Annotated in this window: 15 protein-coding genes; 12 read left to right on the top strand and 3 right to left on the bottom strand. The window is 73.3% G+C overall.

Going from position 1 to position 14,716, the window contains the following annotated elements:
• The first annotated feature begins 64 nt into the window (after positions 1-64).
• The 6 genes from SPRI_RS04195 to SPRI_RS04170 all read left to right on the top strand — a co-directional run bounded on the left by SPRI_RS04195 (position 65) and on the right by SPRI_RS04170 (position 6,793).
• Positions 65-1,528, top strand: a complete 1,464-nt coding sequence (locus SPRI_RS04195; RefSeq protein WP_053556699.1) for an FGGY family carbohydrate kinase — start codon at positions 65-67, stop codon at positions 1,526-1,528.
• Positions 1,525-2,922, top strand: coding sequence for an FAD-dependent oxidoreductase (locus SPRI_RS04190; protein WP_005308638.1), 1,398 nt, complete (start codon positions 1,525-1,527; stop codon positions 2,920-2,922). The genes SPRI_RS04195 and SPRI_RS04190 overlap by 4 nt, the downstream gene beginning before the upstream one ends.
• Entirely contained in the window at positions 2,919-4,196 is a 1,278-nt protein-coding gene (locus SPRI_RS04185; protein ID WP_053556698.1) for an FAD-dependent oxidoreductase, read from the top strand. Before SPRI_RS04190 ends, SPRI_RS04185 begins: the two co-directional genes overlap by 4 nt.
• Entirely contained in the window at positions 4,193-5,590 is a 1,398-nt protein-coding gene (locus tag SPRI_RS04180) for a bifunctional transcriptional activator/DNA repair enzyme AdaA (protein WP_053556697.1), read from the top strand. Before SPRI_RS04185 ends, SPRI_RS04180 begins: the two co-directional genes overlap by 4 nt.
• A gap of 111 nt (positions 5,591-5,701) precedes the next feature.
• A complete protein-coding gene (locus SPRI_RS04175; RefSeq protein WP_053556696.1) occupies positions 5,702-6,268 on the top strand; it encodes a DoxX family protein in 567 nt (188 codons plus the stop codon).
• 57 nt (positions 6,269-6,325) lie between these two features.
• Complete coding sequence (locus SPRI_RS04170; RefSeq protein WP_005308631.1) at positions 6,326-6,793, top strand: nuclear transport factor 2 family protein; 468 nt, start codon at positions 6,326-6,328, stop codon at positions 6,791-6,793.
• 87 nt (positions 6,794-6,880) lie between these two features.
• Here the strand turns inward: SPRI_RS04170 and SPRI_RS04165 are convergent, their stop codons facing one another.
• Complete coding sequence (locus tag SPRI_RS04165; protein ID WP_005308629.1) at positions 6,881-7,801, bottom strand: NAD(P)-dependent oxidoreductase; 921 nt, start codon at positions 7,799-7,801, stop codon at positions 6,881-6,883.
• 76 nt (positions 7,802-7,877) lie between these two features.
• Here SPRI_RS04165 and SPRI_RS04160 point away from each other — a divergent pair, with 76 nt between their 5' ends.
• The 4 genes from SPRI_RS04160 to SPRI_RS04145 all read left to right on the top strand — a co-directional run bounded on the left by SPRI_RS04160 (position 7,878) and on the right by SPRI_RS04145 (position 11,398).
• Positions 7,878-8,273, top strand: a complete 396-nt coding sequence (locus tag SPRI_RS04160) for a winged helix-turn-helix transcriptional regulator (protein WP_005308627.1) — start codon at positions 7,878-7,880, stop codon at positions 8,271-8,273.
• 173 nt (positions 8,274-8,446) lie between these two features.
• Entirely contained in the window at positions 8,447-9,064 is a 618-nt protein-coding gene (locus tag SPRI_RS04155) for a TetR/AcrR family transcriptional regulator (protein ID WP_037773125.1), read from the top strand.
• A 28-nt stretch (positions 9,065-9,092) separates the two neighbouring features.
• On the top strand, positions 9,093-10,832 hold the full coding sequence (locus tag SPRI_RS04150; RefSeq protein ID WP_005308623.1) for an acyl-CoA dehydrogenase family protein: 1,740 nt from the start codon (positions 9,093-9,095) through the stop codon (positions 10,830-10,832).
• Between the two features lie 179 nt (positions 10,833-11,011).
• Complete coding sequence (locus SPRI_RS04145; protein ID WP_005308621.1) at positions 11,012-11,398, top strand: DUF6223 family protein; 387 nt, start codon at positions 11,012-11,014, stop codon at positions 11,396-11,398.
• Positions 11,399-11,419: 21 nt separating this feature from the next.
• Here SPRI_RS04145 and SPRI_RS04140 read toward each other — a convergent pair whose 3' ends face one another.
• Positions 11,420-12,625 carry a cytochrome P450 family protein gene (locus SPRI_RS04140; RefSeq protein ID WP_005308619.1) on the bottom strand — a complete coding sequence of 402 codons (1,206 nt, stop codon included), beginning with the start codon at positions 12,623-12,625 and terminating at the stop codon, positions 11,420-11,422.
• Between the two features lie 176 nt (positions 12,626-12,801).
• Between SPRI_RS04140 and SPRI_RS04135 the strand changes: the two genes are divergently transcribed.
• Together SPRI_RS04135 and SPRI_RS04130 are read left to right on the top strand one after the other, a co-directional pair.
• Positions 12,802-13,365, top strand: coding sequence for a dihydrofolate reductase family protein (locus tag SPRI_RS04135; protein WP_005308617.1), 564 nt, complete (start codon positions 12,802-12,804; stop codon positions 13,363-13,365).
• Between the two features lie 363 nt (positions 13,366-13,728).
• The gene (locus SPRI_RS04130) at positions 13,729-14,181 is read left to right on the top strand and encodes a YbhB/YbcL family Raf kinase inhibitor-like protein (RefSeq protein ID WP_005308615.1); all 453 of its coding nucleotides are present in this window, start codon (positions 13,729-13,731) and stop codon (positions 14,179-14,181) included.
• A gap of 185 nt (positions 14,182-14,366) precedes the next feature.
• Here the strand turns inward: SPRI_RS04130 and SPRI_RS04125 are convergent, their stop codons facing one another.
• Positions 14,367-14,597, bottom strand: a complete 231-nt coding sequence (locus tag SPRI_RS04125; protein WP_005308613.1) for a hypothetical protein — start codon at positions 14,595-14,597, stop codon at positions 14,367-14,369.
• Positions 14,598-14,716 lie beyond the last annotated feature (119 nt).

Here is a 14,716-nt window from a genome sequence, read left to right as displayed (position 1 = left end):
CGGCGGCCTGCCCCACGCTTTCGTCTGCGATCAAGGTTTCTTCTACCGGAGAGCGGGGTGGCCGATGACAGGCCCGGTGCTTGCCGTCGACCAGGGCACCTCCGGCACCAAGGCGCTCGTCGTCTGTCCCGAACGCGGTGTGATCGGAACGGGCTTCGCCCCCGTGTCCCCCCGTTACGGCCCCGGCGGACGCGTCGAGGTGGACCCCGCCGAACTGCTCGACTCCGTCCTCGCCGCGGGGCGCGGGGCCCTCGCCCGGGCCGGTGAACCCGTGGAGGCGGTCGGCCTGGCCAACCAGGGCGAGACCGTCCTCGCCTGGGACCCGGCGACCGGCGAGCCGCTCACCGACGCGATCGTCTGGCAGGACCGGCGCGCCGAGCCGCTGTGCGTCGAACTGGGCGTTCACGCCGAAGAGTTGACGCAGCTCACCGGATTACCCCTGGACCCGTACTTCGCCGCGCCCAAGATGGCGTGGATCCGCCGCGAGCTCACCCGTGAAGGTGTCGTCACCACCAGCGACTCCTGGCTCGTGCACCGGCTCACCGGTGCGTTCGTCACCGACGCGGCCACCGCCGGCCGCACCCAGCTCCTCGACCTCGACCAGGTCGCCTGGTCGCCCCGGGCACTCGACCTGTTCGGCCTGTCCGGCGAACGGCTGCCGGACGTCGTGGACGCCGCCGGCCCCGTCGGCGTCACCACCGCCTTCGGCCCCGGGACACCGCTCACCGGACTGATCGTGGACCAGCAGGCGGCCCTCCTCGCCCAGCGCGTCACCGGACCGGGCACCGCCAAGTGCACCTACGGCACGGGCGCCTTCCTGCTCGCCCACACCGGTCACCGGCCGCACCGCTCCACCACCGGGCTCGTCGGCTGCGTCGCCTGGCGGCTCGGCGGAAGGGCGAGCTACTGCCTGGACGGCCAGGTCTACACCGCGGCCTCCGCCGTCACCTGGCTCAGCGACCTGGGGATCGTCACCGGCGCCGCGGACCTCGACACCGTCGGCTCGACCGTCCCCGACAGCGGCGGCGTCACCTTCGTACCGGCGCTCGCCGGACTCGCGGCGCCCTGGTGGCGCGGCGACGTCAGGGGCTCCGTCACCGGCCTCGGACTGGACACCGGCCCAGGCCACCTCGTGCGCGCCCTGTGCGAGGGCATCGCCGCACAGGTCGTCTCCCTCACCGAAGCCGTCGCGGAAGACCTCGGCTCCCCGCTGACGGCGCTGCGCGTCGACGGCGGCCTCACCCGGTCCGCGCTCCTGATGCAGACCCAGGCCGACCTGCTCCAAATGCCCGTGGAGGTCTCCGCACTGCCCGACGCGACCGCGCTGGGCGCCGCCGCCGTCGCCCGGCTCGGCATCGACCCCGGCCTGGCACCGGAGCAGGTGGTCCCCGACCGGAAACCGTCCGCCGTCTACGAGCCCCGCATCAGCGCCGACCGGGCGGCCGAACGGCTCGGCCTCTTCCGCGCGGAGGTCGAGGCCCTCCTCGAGCGCTCTCCGTCGGCCGCCGGGGACCACGGCACACGATGACCGTCACCACCAGCGGCGAACTGCCCGAACTTCTGCACGACGTGATCGTCGTCGGCGCCGGAGTCGTCGGCACCGCCATCGCCCGCGAACTGGCCCGCCACCGGCTGCGCATCGCCCTCGTCGACGCGGGCGACGACGTCGGCAACGGCACGTCCAAGGCCAACACGGCCATCCTGCACACCGGCTTCGACGCGGTGCCCGGCACCCTGGAGTCCCGGCTGGTACGCGAGGGCCGGCGCCGCCTCGCCGCCTACGCCGAACAGAGCGGCATCCCCCTGGAACCCGTCGGCGCGCTCCTCGTCGCCTGGGACCCGGAACAGCTCGCGACCCTGCCCGCACTCGCCGCCAAGGCCGTCCGCAACGGCTACCACGCCACCCGCCTGCTGGACGCCGCCGAACTCGCCCGCAGGGAACCGCACCTGGGCCCGGGGGCGCTCGGCGCCCTGGAGGTCCCCGACGAGTGGATCATCTGCCCCTGGACGACGACGCTCGCCTACGCCACCCAGGCCGTCCGCGCCGGCGTCGACCTGCACCTGAACTGCCGGGTGCAGTCCGTCACCGGCGGAAGGCACCACGAACTGGCCACCTCCCGCGGCCTGTTGCGCACCCGCTACCTCGTCAACGCGGCGGGACTGCACGCCGACGAGCTCGACCGCCTCCTCGGCCGCCAGGACTTCACCGTCACCCCCCGGCGCGGCCAGCTCATCGTCTACGACAAGCTCGCCCGCCCCCTGGTCGGGCACATCCTGCTCCCCGTGCCGACGGCGCTCGGCAAGGGCGTCCTCGTCGCACCGACCGTGTACGGGAACGTGATCCTCGGCCCGACCGCAGAGGACCTCGACGACAAACGGGCCACCGGGTCGAGCGCCGAAGGCCTCGAAACCCTGCGGGCCATGGGCGCACGGATCCTGCCCGCGCTGATCGACGAGGAGGTCACCGCCGTCTACGCCGGACTGCGCGCCGCGACCGGGCAGGACGACTACCGCATCCGGGCGCACCCCCGCCTGCGGTACGTCACCGTCGGAGGCATCCGCTCCACAGGACTGACCGCCTCCATGGCGATCGCCGGCTACGTCACCGGACTCCTCGGCGACGCGGGACTCCACCTCGGACCCGCCCGCGACCTCGAACCGGTGCACATGCCGAACATCGGCGAGGCACGGCCGCGGCCTTACCAGCGGGCCGACCTCATCGCCGCCGACCCCGCGTACGGATCGATCGTCTGCCACTGCGAACGCGTCACCCACGGCGAGATCCGCGACGCCCTCACCAGCACCGTCCCGCCCGGATCGCTCGACGGGCTGCGGCGCCGTACCCGGGCCCGCGGCGGCCGCTGCCAGGGCTTCTACTGCGGACCCTCCGTTCGCGCCCTCTTCGAGGACGGCCGCCGATGAGCCGCACCGCGCGGGCCGTTGACGTCCTCGTCGTCGGCGCCGGACCCGCCGGCCTCGCCGCCGCCGCCCACCTGGCCGCGGCGGGCGCCGGCCGCGTCGAAGTGCTCGAACGCGAACAGGAACCCGGCGGCATCCCACGCCACAGCCACCACCAAGGCTTCGGACCCCGCCACCGCCCGACCACCGGCCCCCGCTACGCCGGGCGCCTCGCCGACGCGGCCCTCGCCGCCGGAGCCGCACTGCGCACGGGCGTCACCGCGACCGGCTGGGCGGGCCCCCGCACCCTCGATGTGACCGGCCCGCACGGCCTCGAGCGCCTGTCCGCGTCCGCCGTCGTCCTGGCGACCGGCGCCCGCGAACGGCCGCGCAGCGCCCGGCTGGTCCCCGGCACCCGGCCGGCCGGCGTCCTCACCACCGGCGAACTCCAGCAGGCCGTCCACGTCCACGGCCAACCGGTCGGCAGCCGTGCCGTCGTCGTCTTCACCGCCGGCGCCGACGCGGTCGCCCGTGCCGCCGTCGACACCCTGCGGACTGCCGGGGCCCATGTCGTCGCCCTGGTCACCGAAGGGACACGCGGCCCCCTCCGGTCACCGCGCCACCGGTTCCCGCTCCTCACCGGGTCGACCGTCGTGGAGCTGACCGGCCACGGCAGGCTGACGGGCGTCCGCGTACGGGGCGACGACGGCCGCTGCGCACTCCTCGACTGCGACACCGTCGTCTTCACCGGCGACTGGATGCCCGAGCACGAACTCGCCCGGCGCGGCGGCATCGCCCTCGACCCCGGCACCCGCGGACCGGCCGTCGACACCGCCTTCCGCACCGCCGTGCCCGGCGTGTTCGCCGTCGGCAACCTGCTGCACGGCGTCGAGCCGGCGGTGAGCGCCGCCGCCGAGGGCCGCGGCGTCACCGGCCCGGTCCTCGCCCACCTGGCCGGCACGGACCCCTGGCCGGACGGAGGAGCACCGCTCCGGGTCGACCCGCCGCTGCTGTGGGCCGCACCGAACCGCGTGCGCCCCGGCGGCCCGCCGCCCCTCGGAGAGCGCTTCGTCCTGCGCACCGCGGAACGCCTCACCGCGCCCGTCCTCGTCGTCCACCAGGACGGCCGCGTGCTGGACCGGCAGCGTCTGCCGCGCACCGCCCTGCCCGGCCGGCCCGTCCATCTGCGCGCCCGCTGGACGGCCGAGGCCGACCCCGACGGCGGCCCGGTCCACATCAGCGTCATGTCCGATTCCCGCCGGTCCGGCGTCGGGGGGCCGCCCATACTGGCCGTATGACGACCGAGGCACGCAGGGCAGAGGACAGCCGGTACCAGGCGGTGAGCAGCCGGGACGCACGCTTCGACGGAGTGTTCTTCTTCGCCGTCTCCACGACCGGTATCTACTGCCGGCCCAGCTGCCCCGCCGTCACCCCCAAACGCGAGAACGTGACCTTCCACCCCACCGCCGCGGCCGCACAGAGCGCCGGCTTCCGCGCCTGCCGCCGCTGCCGCCCCGACGCCGTCCCCGGCTCCGCCGAATGGAACGTCCGCGCCGACGTCGTCGGCCGGGCCGTCCGGCTGATCGGCGACGGAATCGTCGACCGGGAAGGCGTCGCGGGCCTCGCCGACCGGCTCGGCTACAGCGCCCGCCAGGTACAGCGCCAGCTCAACGCCGAACTCGGCGCCGGCCCCATCGCGCTGGCCCGTGCCCAGCGCGGCCACACGGCACGCGTACTCCTCCAGACCACGACCCTGCAGGCCGCCGAGATCGCCTTCGCGGCCGGCTTCGCGAGCATCCGCCAGTTCAACGACACCATCAGGGAGATCTACGCCGCCACGCCCACCGAACTCCGCGCCCGCAGGCCCGGCCGCGCCGCCCCGGACAAGGGCGCCGCCGGGATCCCGCTGCGGCTCGCGCACCGGGGCCCGTACGCGGCCGACCGGATGTTCGACCACCTGGCCGCCCATGCCGTCACCGGCATCGAGGAGGTCACCGGAGCAACCGGCGACCGCACCTACCGCCGCACCCTGCGCCTGCCCGGCGGCGCCGGGGTCGCCGAGGTCCGCGAACGCCCCGGCACCGGCCGCTGGCTGGACTGCCGGCTGCATCTGACGGACCTGCGCGACCTGACCACCGCCACCCAGCGGATGCGCCGCCTCCTCGACCTCGACGCCGACCCCTGCGCCGTCGCGGAGCGCCTCGGCGACGACCCGTCCCTCGCCCCCCACGTCGCGGCCCGCCCCGGCCTGCGCGTCGCCGGCGCCGCGGACCCCCACGAAGCGGCGATCCGCACGGTGGTCGGAACGTCCGCCGCGAGCGCACTCGTCGCCGCGCACGGCGAGCGGCTGCCCGTGCCGAGCGGTGCCCTCACCCACCTGTTCCCCCGCGCCCGTGACCTGACCGGCGCCGGCCACCCCGCGCTGCGCGCTCTGGCGGACGCGCTCGCCACGGGAGACGTCGTGCTCGACCCGGGTGCGGACCGCGAGGAGACGGAGCACCGGCTGCTGCGACTTCCCGGCATCGACGCCCGGACGGCCGCCCTGATCCGTATGCGCGCCCTGGGCGACCCCGACGTCCTGGTGCCCGGCGACCCTGCGGTGCCCGACGGCGCGGACACCGGGCGCTGGCGGCCGTGGAGCTCGTACGCCCTGCACCACCTGTGGGCGGCCGCGGGGCGGCCGGCGAGCTGACGGCACGCCGGGCCCCGCCTCACCCGTACGGTCCAGCAACGCAACGGCCCCGGCTCCCGGCGGGCCGAGAGTGGATGACGTCGCCCATCCTCACCGCCCCCGGGAGTACCGATGACCACCCTCAACCGACGTGACCTCGGCCTGCTCGTCCTGCGCGTCGGGACCGGCGCCGTCCTCGCCGCCCACGGCAGCCAGAAGCTCTTCGGCTGGTTCGGCGGCGGCGGCCTGGAAGGCACCGCCAAGGGCATGGAGTCCATGGGCTTCCACCCGCCCAGGCAGAGCGCGATGGCCGCGGGCATCGCGGAGGCGGGCGGCGGTCTGCTGCTCGCCCTCGGCCTCGCCACGCCCGCGGCAGGCGCGGCGGTGACCGGCAACATGGCGGGCGCCGTCTCCGTCCACGCGCCGGCCGGCTTCTTCGCCCAGTCCGGCGGCTTCGAGTACCCGGCGTTCCTCGGCTTCACCGCGGCCGCCATCGGCGTCATGGGCCCCGGGCGCTACTCCCTCGACCACGTGACCCGCCACCGCTTCGACGGCCCGTGGATCCTCGCGGCCGCGTTCGCGGCCAGCGCGATCGCCGCGGCCGCGGTCCTCGGCAAGCGGGTGAAGGGCCAGATCGGCGCGGACGTGGACCCGATGGACACCGAGAAGGACCAAGGGGTCGACACCCTGGAGGACTGACCGGGAGCCGCTGCCGGCCGGACCCCCGGTGTCGCGCGCGTGGCAGGATCACCTTTCATGACCCAACTGCGCCCGCCCTTCCCGCCGTTCGACCTCGACAGCGCCCTGGCCAAGGTCCAGGCCGCGGAGGACGCCTGGAACACCCGCGACCCGCACAAGGTGGCCCTCGCCTACACCGAGGACTCCGTCTGGCGGAACCGGGACGTGTTCCTGACCGGCCGTGAGCAGATCGCCGACTTCCTCACGGCCAAGTGGGAGCGCGAGCTGGACTACGTACTGCGCAAGAGCCTGTGGGCCTTCGACGGGAACCGCATAGCCGTCCGCTTCCAGTACGAGTGGCACGACGCCGAGGGCCTGTGGTTCCGCAGCTACGGCAACGAGCTGTGGGAGTTCGACGAGCACGGCCTCATGAGCCGCCGCGAAGCGAGCATCAACGACGTGGCCATCCAGGAATCCGACCGCCGCTACTTCGGGCCGCGTTCCGAGGACGAGCGCGGCCCGGGCCACGACATCCCCCTCCGGTGATCCGGTCGTGCCGGGGTGCCCCCGCCACGGGTGAGGGCCGCCGGCGCGACGTCACGCCGGCCGTCGGCCCTCGGTGGACGGCCGGCCTCACTCGCCCCTGAGAAGGCCGACCGTGCCCGCCAGGCCCTCTTCACCGTGGCCCTGCGTCACCCGTCGGCGCATCAGCTCCATGAAGGGCGTCAGGAGCCGGGGATCGACCGACTGGCCCTCGGCCGTGGCCAGCAGCGCGTCGTTGCCCGCCGACATCATGGCGAGGTTGGAGGTGACCCCCTCCGTGTAGTCGCCGCTCTCCAGCTGGGCGGCCATCTCGTGGGTCATACCGGTCATGGCGCCGAGCCACTGCGCGAGCAGGGCGGCGAAACCGGCGAGGTCGAGGTCCTTCTCGGGACGCACCAGGGCGAAGGCGTGGGTGATGCCCGCGAACATGCCGGTCATCGCGCTCAGCAGGGCGATGTCGTGCAGCGCCGCGTGACCGGCGTCCTCGCCGACGAACTTCGCGCCGGTGGGTGCCTCCAGCACCTCCCGATGGCGTTCGAACAGCGCGCGGTCGCCGCTGTAGAACACATAGCCGCCGGTCTCCGGCCGGCCGATCATCGGGGGAACGGCCATGATCCCGCCGTCCAGGAACCGGGCCCCTCGCTCCTCGGCCCAGGCGGCCCGCAGCCGGGACCGGGCGGGTGTGTTGGTCGTCAGGTCGACCAGGTCCTTGCCGGTCAGGTCGATGCCGTCCAGCGTCTCGCCCACGGAGTCGTCGTCCAGGAGGCAGAGCACGACGGGACCGGTGGCGGAGGCCAGCGCCTCGGCCGGCGACGCCGCCACCCGGGCGCCCTCTGCCGCCAGAGGTCCGGCCTTGGCCGGCGTGCGGTTCCAGACGGTCAGCGGGTGCCCCGCGGTGAGCCAGGCGCGGGCGAGAGCGGTGCCCATGTCACCGAGGCCGAGGAGGGTGACGGGGGCCTTGGAAGAGGTGTGTTCGGAAGAGGTGTGTTGGGAAGAGGTGTGGTTGTCCATGCGCATCAGGCTCGTACGGCCACCGACCTTGATCAAGTACGCACTATTTTGTGGGTGGTTACCTTAAGGTGAGTGCATGACCAGGCGTGACGCGTATGTGTGCGGCATCGACGCGGCGATCGACGTGGTCGGCGGCAAGTGGAAGGTCCTCGTCCTGTGGGCGCTCGAGTCCGGTCCCTGCCGGTTCGGTGAGCTCCGGCGCGGCATCCCCGGCGTCAGCGAGAAGGTTCTCACCTCCCATCTGCGGGAGTTGGAGTCCGACGGCATCATCGTCCGGGAAGAGGACTGTGAGGGAGCGGTCCGCCGCGTCTCCTACGCGCTCACGCCGCTGGGCGTCTCCCTCAACGAGGCGCTCGGCCCCCTCGGTGCCTGGGGCAGGAAGCACCTGCTCGGTGACCGGAGTTCACACGAGGAAACGTCCGCCGCGGGCACCGGGCCGGCGTCACCGGCCGAGATGTCCGCCTCCGCGTGAGGCGTCCGGCGCCACTCCTCCACCGGAACGGTCCCGCCTCGCGCTGACCGGCCGGCTCCGACGTACCTCGCCCCCTCCGTTCCGTTCCGTGGCTCCGGCCTGCCCGCCGTGGCCTTCGAGGAGAGCGCTGTCCGGGGCTGGTCCGAAGGTCTGAACAGTGGTTCACTTGTTGTATGGCCTACCGCAAGACACCCGCCGTGCAGAGCCGACTGGACGCCGCCAGGGAACACCTCGTGGAGCGGGCGACCTCCGTCGTCGCCGAATCCGGCTGGGCCAACGCGTCCGTCACCGCGGTCGCCGCCGCGGCCGGCATGTCCGTCGGGTCCGTCTACCAGCACTTCCCCTCCAAGAGCGCGCTGGCCGTCGAGGTCTTCCGGCGCGCCTCCGGGCGCGAGGTCGAGGTGCTCGGGGAAGTCCTCAGGGACGCCGGCGGAGACCCCGTGGAACGGCTCGCCCACGGCGTGCGCGTCTTCGCCCACCGCGCCATGGAGCGACGCGGCCTCGCCCACGCCCTCCTCGCCGCCCCCGCGGAACAGGCCGTGGCCCGTGAACGTCTGGAGTTCCGCCGTCGCTACCGCGACGTGTTCGCCGAGGTGATCCGCGAGGGCATCGCCGGCGGACAACTGCCGCCCCAGGACCCCGACGTCACCGCCGCGGCCCTGACCGGCGCGATCGGTGAGGTGCTGGTCGACCCGCTGGCCGGTCCCGCCGCCGGCGACGCCGCCGAGCACCTGGTCGCCGAACTGGTGGCGATGTCCCTGCGCTGCGCCGGCGCCCGGACCGCCGGCTGACCACCCCTACGACTCCCCGAGGACCACGATGACGACGACCCCCTCAGCAGCCCACGGGACGACTCCGGACTCCGGGGCGACCGGCGCGGCACCCACCGGCCCGCACCCGCGCAGCCGGCCCACCGCCGACACGCACCTCGTGACCAACCAGCCGCCGCCGCTCGTCGGACACGACGTCGCGGACGACGCCGTACTGCTCGAGGGTCTGCGGCGCGAAGGCGCCGGCTGGTACACCGAGGACCTGCACCGCATCGGCAGGCTCGCCGGCTCGGAACAGGTCCTGCGCTGGGCCGAGGAGGCCAACCGCTGCGAACCCGTACTGCGCACCCACGACCGGTACGGGAACCGGATCGACGAGGTGGACTTCCACCCCTCCTACCACGCGCTCATGGACGTCGCGATCAGCGAGGGACTCGGCGGCGCCCCCTGGGCCGACGACCGGCCCGGCGCCCACGTCGCCCGCGCGGCGGGATTCATGGTGTGGAGCTCCGCGGAGCAGGGCCACGGCTGCCCCGTGTCCATGACCTATGCCGTGGTGCCCGCCCTGCGGTCGGCGCCCCGACTCGCCGCGCTGTACGAGCCGTTGCTGACCAGCAGGGTGTACGACCCCGGGATGCGCGCGCCCGCCGGCAAACGCGGGCTGCTCGCCGGTATGGGCATGACGGAGAAGCAGGGCGGCACCGACGTCCGCGCCAACACCACCACCGCCACCGAGCAGCCCGACGGCACCTGGCGGCTGCGGGGCCACAAGTGGTTCACCAGCGCGCCCATGAACGACCTCTTCCTGGTGCTGGCCCAGGCACCCGGCGGCCTGTCGTGCTTCCTGGTGCCGCGCGTCCTCCCTGACGGCGGCCGCAACACCTTCCGCATCCAGCGGCTCAAGGACAAGCTGGGCAACCGCAGCAACGCCAGCAGCGAGCCCGAGTTCGACGACACCGTCGGCATGCTCGTGGGCGCGGAGGGGCAGGGCGTGCGCACGATCATCGACATGGTGACGATGACGCGGCTGGACTGCGTCCTCGGCTCGGCGTCCGGCATCCGTACCGCTCTCACTCAGGCGGCCCACCATGTCCGCCACCGTTCCGTGTTCGGCGCCAAGCTGATCGACCAGCCGCTGATGCGCAACGTCGTCGCCGATCTGAGCATCGAGTCCGAGGCGGCGACCACGCTCGCGCTCCGGGTCGCCGGAGCGGCCGACCGCGCGCAGCGGGGCGACGCCCAGGAGCGCGCCTTCCTGCGACTGGCGACCGCGGTCGGCAAGTACTGGGTCTGCAAGCGGCAGCCCGCGGCGGTCGCAGAAGCCCTGGAGTGCCTGGGCGGAAACGGCTACGACGAGGCGTCCGGCATGCCGCGGCTCTACCGCGAGGCACCGCTGAACGGCATCTGGGAGGGATCCGGCAACGTCAACGCGCTGGACGTGCTGCGCGCACTGACCCGTGAGCCCGGCTCCCTGGAGGCGTACGCGGCGGAGATCGAGGCCGCTGCGGGCGCGGACGCCCGACTGGACGCGGCGTGGCGGGAACTGCGCGGTGCGCTGGTGCTCACCGAGGACGCCGCTCTGGGCGCCCGCCGCCTGGTCGAGCGCATGGCCCTCGTACTGCAGGGCTCCCTGCTCGTCCGGCACGCACCGGCGGCCGTGGCCGACGCCTTCTGCGCGTCCCGCCTCGCCGGCGACCGCGGTCTGGCCTTCGGCACGCTCCCCACGGGCCTCGACCTCGCCGCGGCGATCGACAGGCTGCCGGCCGCGGTGGTCCGATCCGGGCCGTGACGCCACGGGCCCCGCGGATCCCCCTCGAGGACCAGCGGCTGCTACTGCGCACGCGGTACCTGCGCGGCGCCTGCGGCACCGGCGGCAGCGCGAAGTGTCTGCGTCCGCCGGACGACCGGCGGTGGGTCCGGCGGACATGATCGGGTGACATCGAGCCGCAGCAGCAGAAGGAGCACCTCATGTCCGTTCGGTCCGTGCTTGCCGCAACCGTCGTCACCCACGCCTCGCTCCCGGCCGCCGCCGACGCCTACACCATGACCGCCGGGCGGCTGGGAGCCGTGGTGGCCGCCCTGGTGGGACTGGCGGGCGTGGTCGTCGGCGGGCTGGCGGTGGCCCGCCCCGCCGGCCGCACCGGCACCGCGACCGGCGACGGGCGGGGCAGAGCCGTCGTGGCACTGGGGGCGGGCCTGGTCGGCGTCGTCCTCGGCGCAGTGGTCCTGGCCACCGCCGACGGTGGACTCGGCACCGGCAACGGGCTGGGCGGCGCCGTCGTGGCCCTGGTGGTGGGGCTGATCGGCATGGTCCTCGGCGGGCTGGCCCTGGCCCGTCTCCGCCGCACCGGCTGACCGGGGCCCGCCCGCTGTCGGTCACCACCGCACGGGCAGCCTGCGCACCCCTCTGATCAGCAGACCCGGCATCCACGGCAGGTCAGCCTCGTCGGCGTCCTGGGCGAGGTCCGGGCAGCGTTCCAGCAGTGTGCGGAACGCGATCCGGCCCTCCAGCCGCGCCAGCGGCGCGCCCAGGCAGTAGTGCAGACCGTGACCGAAGGCGATGTGGCCCCGGGCGTCCCGCCGGATGTCGAACCGGTCCGGTTCCTTGAAACGCGCGGGATCGCGGTCGGCGTCCGCCATGGTGATCAGCACGGTGGAACCGGCCGGTATGGTCACGCCCCCGATCTCGACATCCTCCAGCGCAAGGCGGTCCGTGCAGGTCTCCACCGGACCGTCGTAGCGGAGCATCTCCTCGATCGCTCCGTCGAGCAGTCCGAAGTCCGCCCGTAGGGCGGCCAGTTGATCGGGGTGCGAGAACAGCGCGCGCATGCCGTTGCCGATCAGGTTGACCGTGGTCTCGTGCCCGGCGATCAGCAGCAGGACCGACATGCCGATGAGTTCCTCCGGCGACAGCCGGTCCCCGTCGGCGTCCGCGGCGTGGATCAGCGCGCTGAGCAGGTCCTCGCCGGGACGCGCCCGCTTGGCGGCGATCAACTCGGACAGGTAGGCGGGCATCTCCTCGTAGGCCTGCGCCTCCGCCTCCGGGCTGGTGCGCGCCACCATCTCGTTGGACCAGCGCCGGAAGGCGTCCCGGTCGAGCTCAGGCACACCGAGCAGGTCGCAGATGACGGTCATGGGCAGCGGGAAGGCGAACGACGCGATCAGATCCGCCCGTCGCGACGGCTCCGCCAGCATGGCGTCGAGCAGTTCGTCCGTGACCTGCTGGATACGCGGCGCCAGCGCGTCGATGCGGCGCGGTGTGAAGCCCTTCGTCACCAGCCGCCGCAGCCGGGTGTGGTCCGGCGGGTCCGACATCAGCATGTGGGCCAGGGCCGGCTGGTCCTGATCGGTGTTGATGATCTGGCCGACGTTCCCCGACTTGACCCAGTCCCGGCTCAGCCGCGGATCCGTGAAGGCGGCACGAGCGGTGTCATGGCCGAGAACGAGCCAGATCTCCTCGCCGTCGGGGTCGAGCACCCGGTGCACGGGCGCCTCCGCCCGGAGCCGGGCGTAGACCGGATAAGGATCGCGGACGAAGTCCGGACCGAGTTCCCGCAGATCGACTATGGGCGTGTCCGCCATGTATTCCCCCAGTTCACGAGTCGAATCGAACGCTAACGCGAACGAAGGGGGGACGGACATCGGGTTTCGGTCAATGAATCCGCCCTGCTCGCGGCGCCACCGATGAGTTCCGGCAGCGGCGGCCGTCGACAGTGTCGGATCACCCGCAGAGCTGACATCCTGAAGGGCAACACCTCATGCGCACGTTCAAACTTCAGGTCCAGACCACCGTCGACGGCTACATGGCCGGACCGAACGGGGAGATGGACTGGATGACCTTCCCGTGGACCGACGACATCAACGCCTACCTGGACGCGCTCACCGAACCGGTCGACTGCGTCGTCCTCGGCCGCAAGCTCGCCGAAGGCTTCATCCCCACCTGGGCGGCCGGCCCGGAGGGCGAGGACCAGGCGTCCATCGACAAGATGAACAACACCCCCAAGGTCGTCGTCTCCAACACCCTTACCGAGTCGCCCTGGGACAACGCCGTCGTCGCCGGAGGTGACCTCGCCGCGATCGTCGACAAGCTCAAGGAGCAGCCCGGCGGGGACATCATCGCCTACGGAGGCGGCACGCTCGTGTCGAGCCTCATCGCCGAAGGGTTGCTCGACGAGCTCCACCTGCTCGTCAACCCGACCGCGATCGGGGCCGGAATGCCGGTGTTCCCCGCCCTCGGCAAGAACCAGCCGCTGCGCCTCGTAGCGGCCCGGCAGTTCGACTGCGGCATCACCGCGATGCACCTCGAACCGAAGCGCGCCTGAGGCACGACCGGTTCGGGCCGCGGACGCTCGTTCCGACCGCGACCGGTCCGTCGCCCGACCTGTCGCCCGGCCGGTAGCCCGACCTGCAGCCCGGTCGGCCGCCCGGTCGCGCCCGATTGTCGACCGGTCGTCGTCCGCAGTCGGACGAGGAGGAGCCCAGTGCTCACTTGGGCGGGATCATCGAGGGCCCCACGGTCCTGACACACCGCACGACATGCTGCTCGACCTCCGCCGGAGGGGGAGCCCGGCCCCGCAGCGGCCGGGCCGTCATTCCCGCCGGCCCGCGCGCCGCGGTGCGCCCGGTCCTCCGCCACATGGGCCCCAGAGCTGGCGACAGTGCCCGCCCGGGGATACCGCTGAGGCATGGCTGGGATCGAACTGCACACAGCAGCGTTCAACGACCACGCGCTCGTCCCGCGACGCTACGCACGGGACGGCGACAACATCTCCCCACCGCTGACCTGGTCCGGCGTGCCCGACGGTACGGCAGAGCTGCTCCTGCTCTGCGAGGACCCCGACGCACCCTCCGGGACCTTCGTCCACTGGCTCGTCACCGGCATCGACCCGGCCGACGGCTCCGTGGAGGCCGGGGAGACACCCCCTGGCGGCACGCCCCGGACCAACGGCTACGGGGAAACAGGCTGGGGCGGACCGCAACCACCGGTCGGCGACGACGCACACCGGTACTTCTTCCGCCTCTACGCCCTGCCCGAGCCCGTGACACTCCCCGACAACCCCACCGCCGACGACGTCCACCGCGCCGTGGACAGGACACAACTGGCCGGCGGCACGATCGTCGGCCTCTACCAGCGCTGACAAGGACGGCGCCGCACACCGCAGGACCGGTCCCCGGAAACGGGGACCGGTCCTGGCGCGTAGGGCCCGTAAGGGCGTCCCGGGCACCGGAGCGTCAGGGGGAGCTCCTGCGGTACACGGCCGGGCCCCGCCGTGGGAACGACGAGGCCCGGGGGCGACCGGCCGGCGGGCGCGGCCGAACCGGCTCAGGTGCCGAGGCGCGAACGCAGCAGTTCCTTGCCGAGCTCGGCACCCTTGCGGCTGTCGGCCTGCGCCTTGCGGAACAGCTCGACGATCTCGGTGTCCTTGTCGCGCTCCGCGTCCTTGATGTAGGTCTCCATCCGCAGCGCGTTGCTCAGACACGCCTCGACGTACCAGATCAGGTTGTAGTGCTTGTCCTTCGTGCCGGTGATCTCGCCGGTTTCGCTGGTGCTCATGGTGTCGGTTCCTCTCTTCGTGCGATTCCTGCGGTTCGTGTCTCATGCGTCGCATGTGGCTCATGCGGCGCGGTGCGTGTGGTTCGTACGGTTCGTGCGGCCGGTCGGGGCAACGGGAA

Origin of the sequence: Streptomyces pristinaespiralis (genome assembly GCF_001278075.1) — a bacterium.
In the GTDB taxonomy this organism is placed as follows: domain Bacteria; phylum Actinomycetota; class Actinomycetes; order Streptomycetales; family Streptomycetaceae; genus Streptomyces; species Streptomyces pristinaespiralis.
This window is presented reverse-complemented; position numbering and strand designations above follow the sequence as displayed.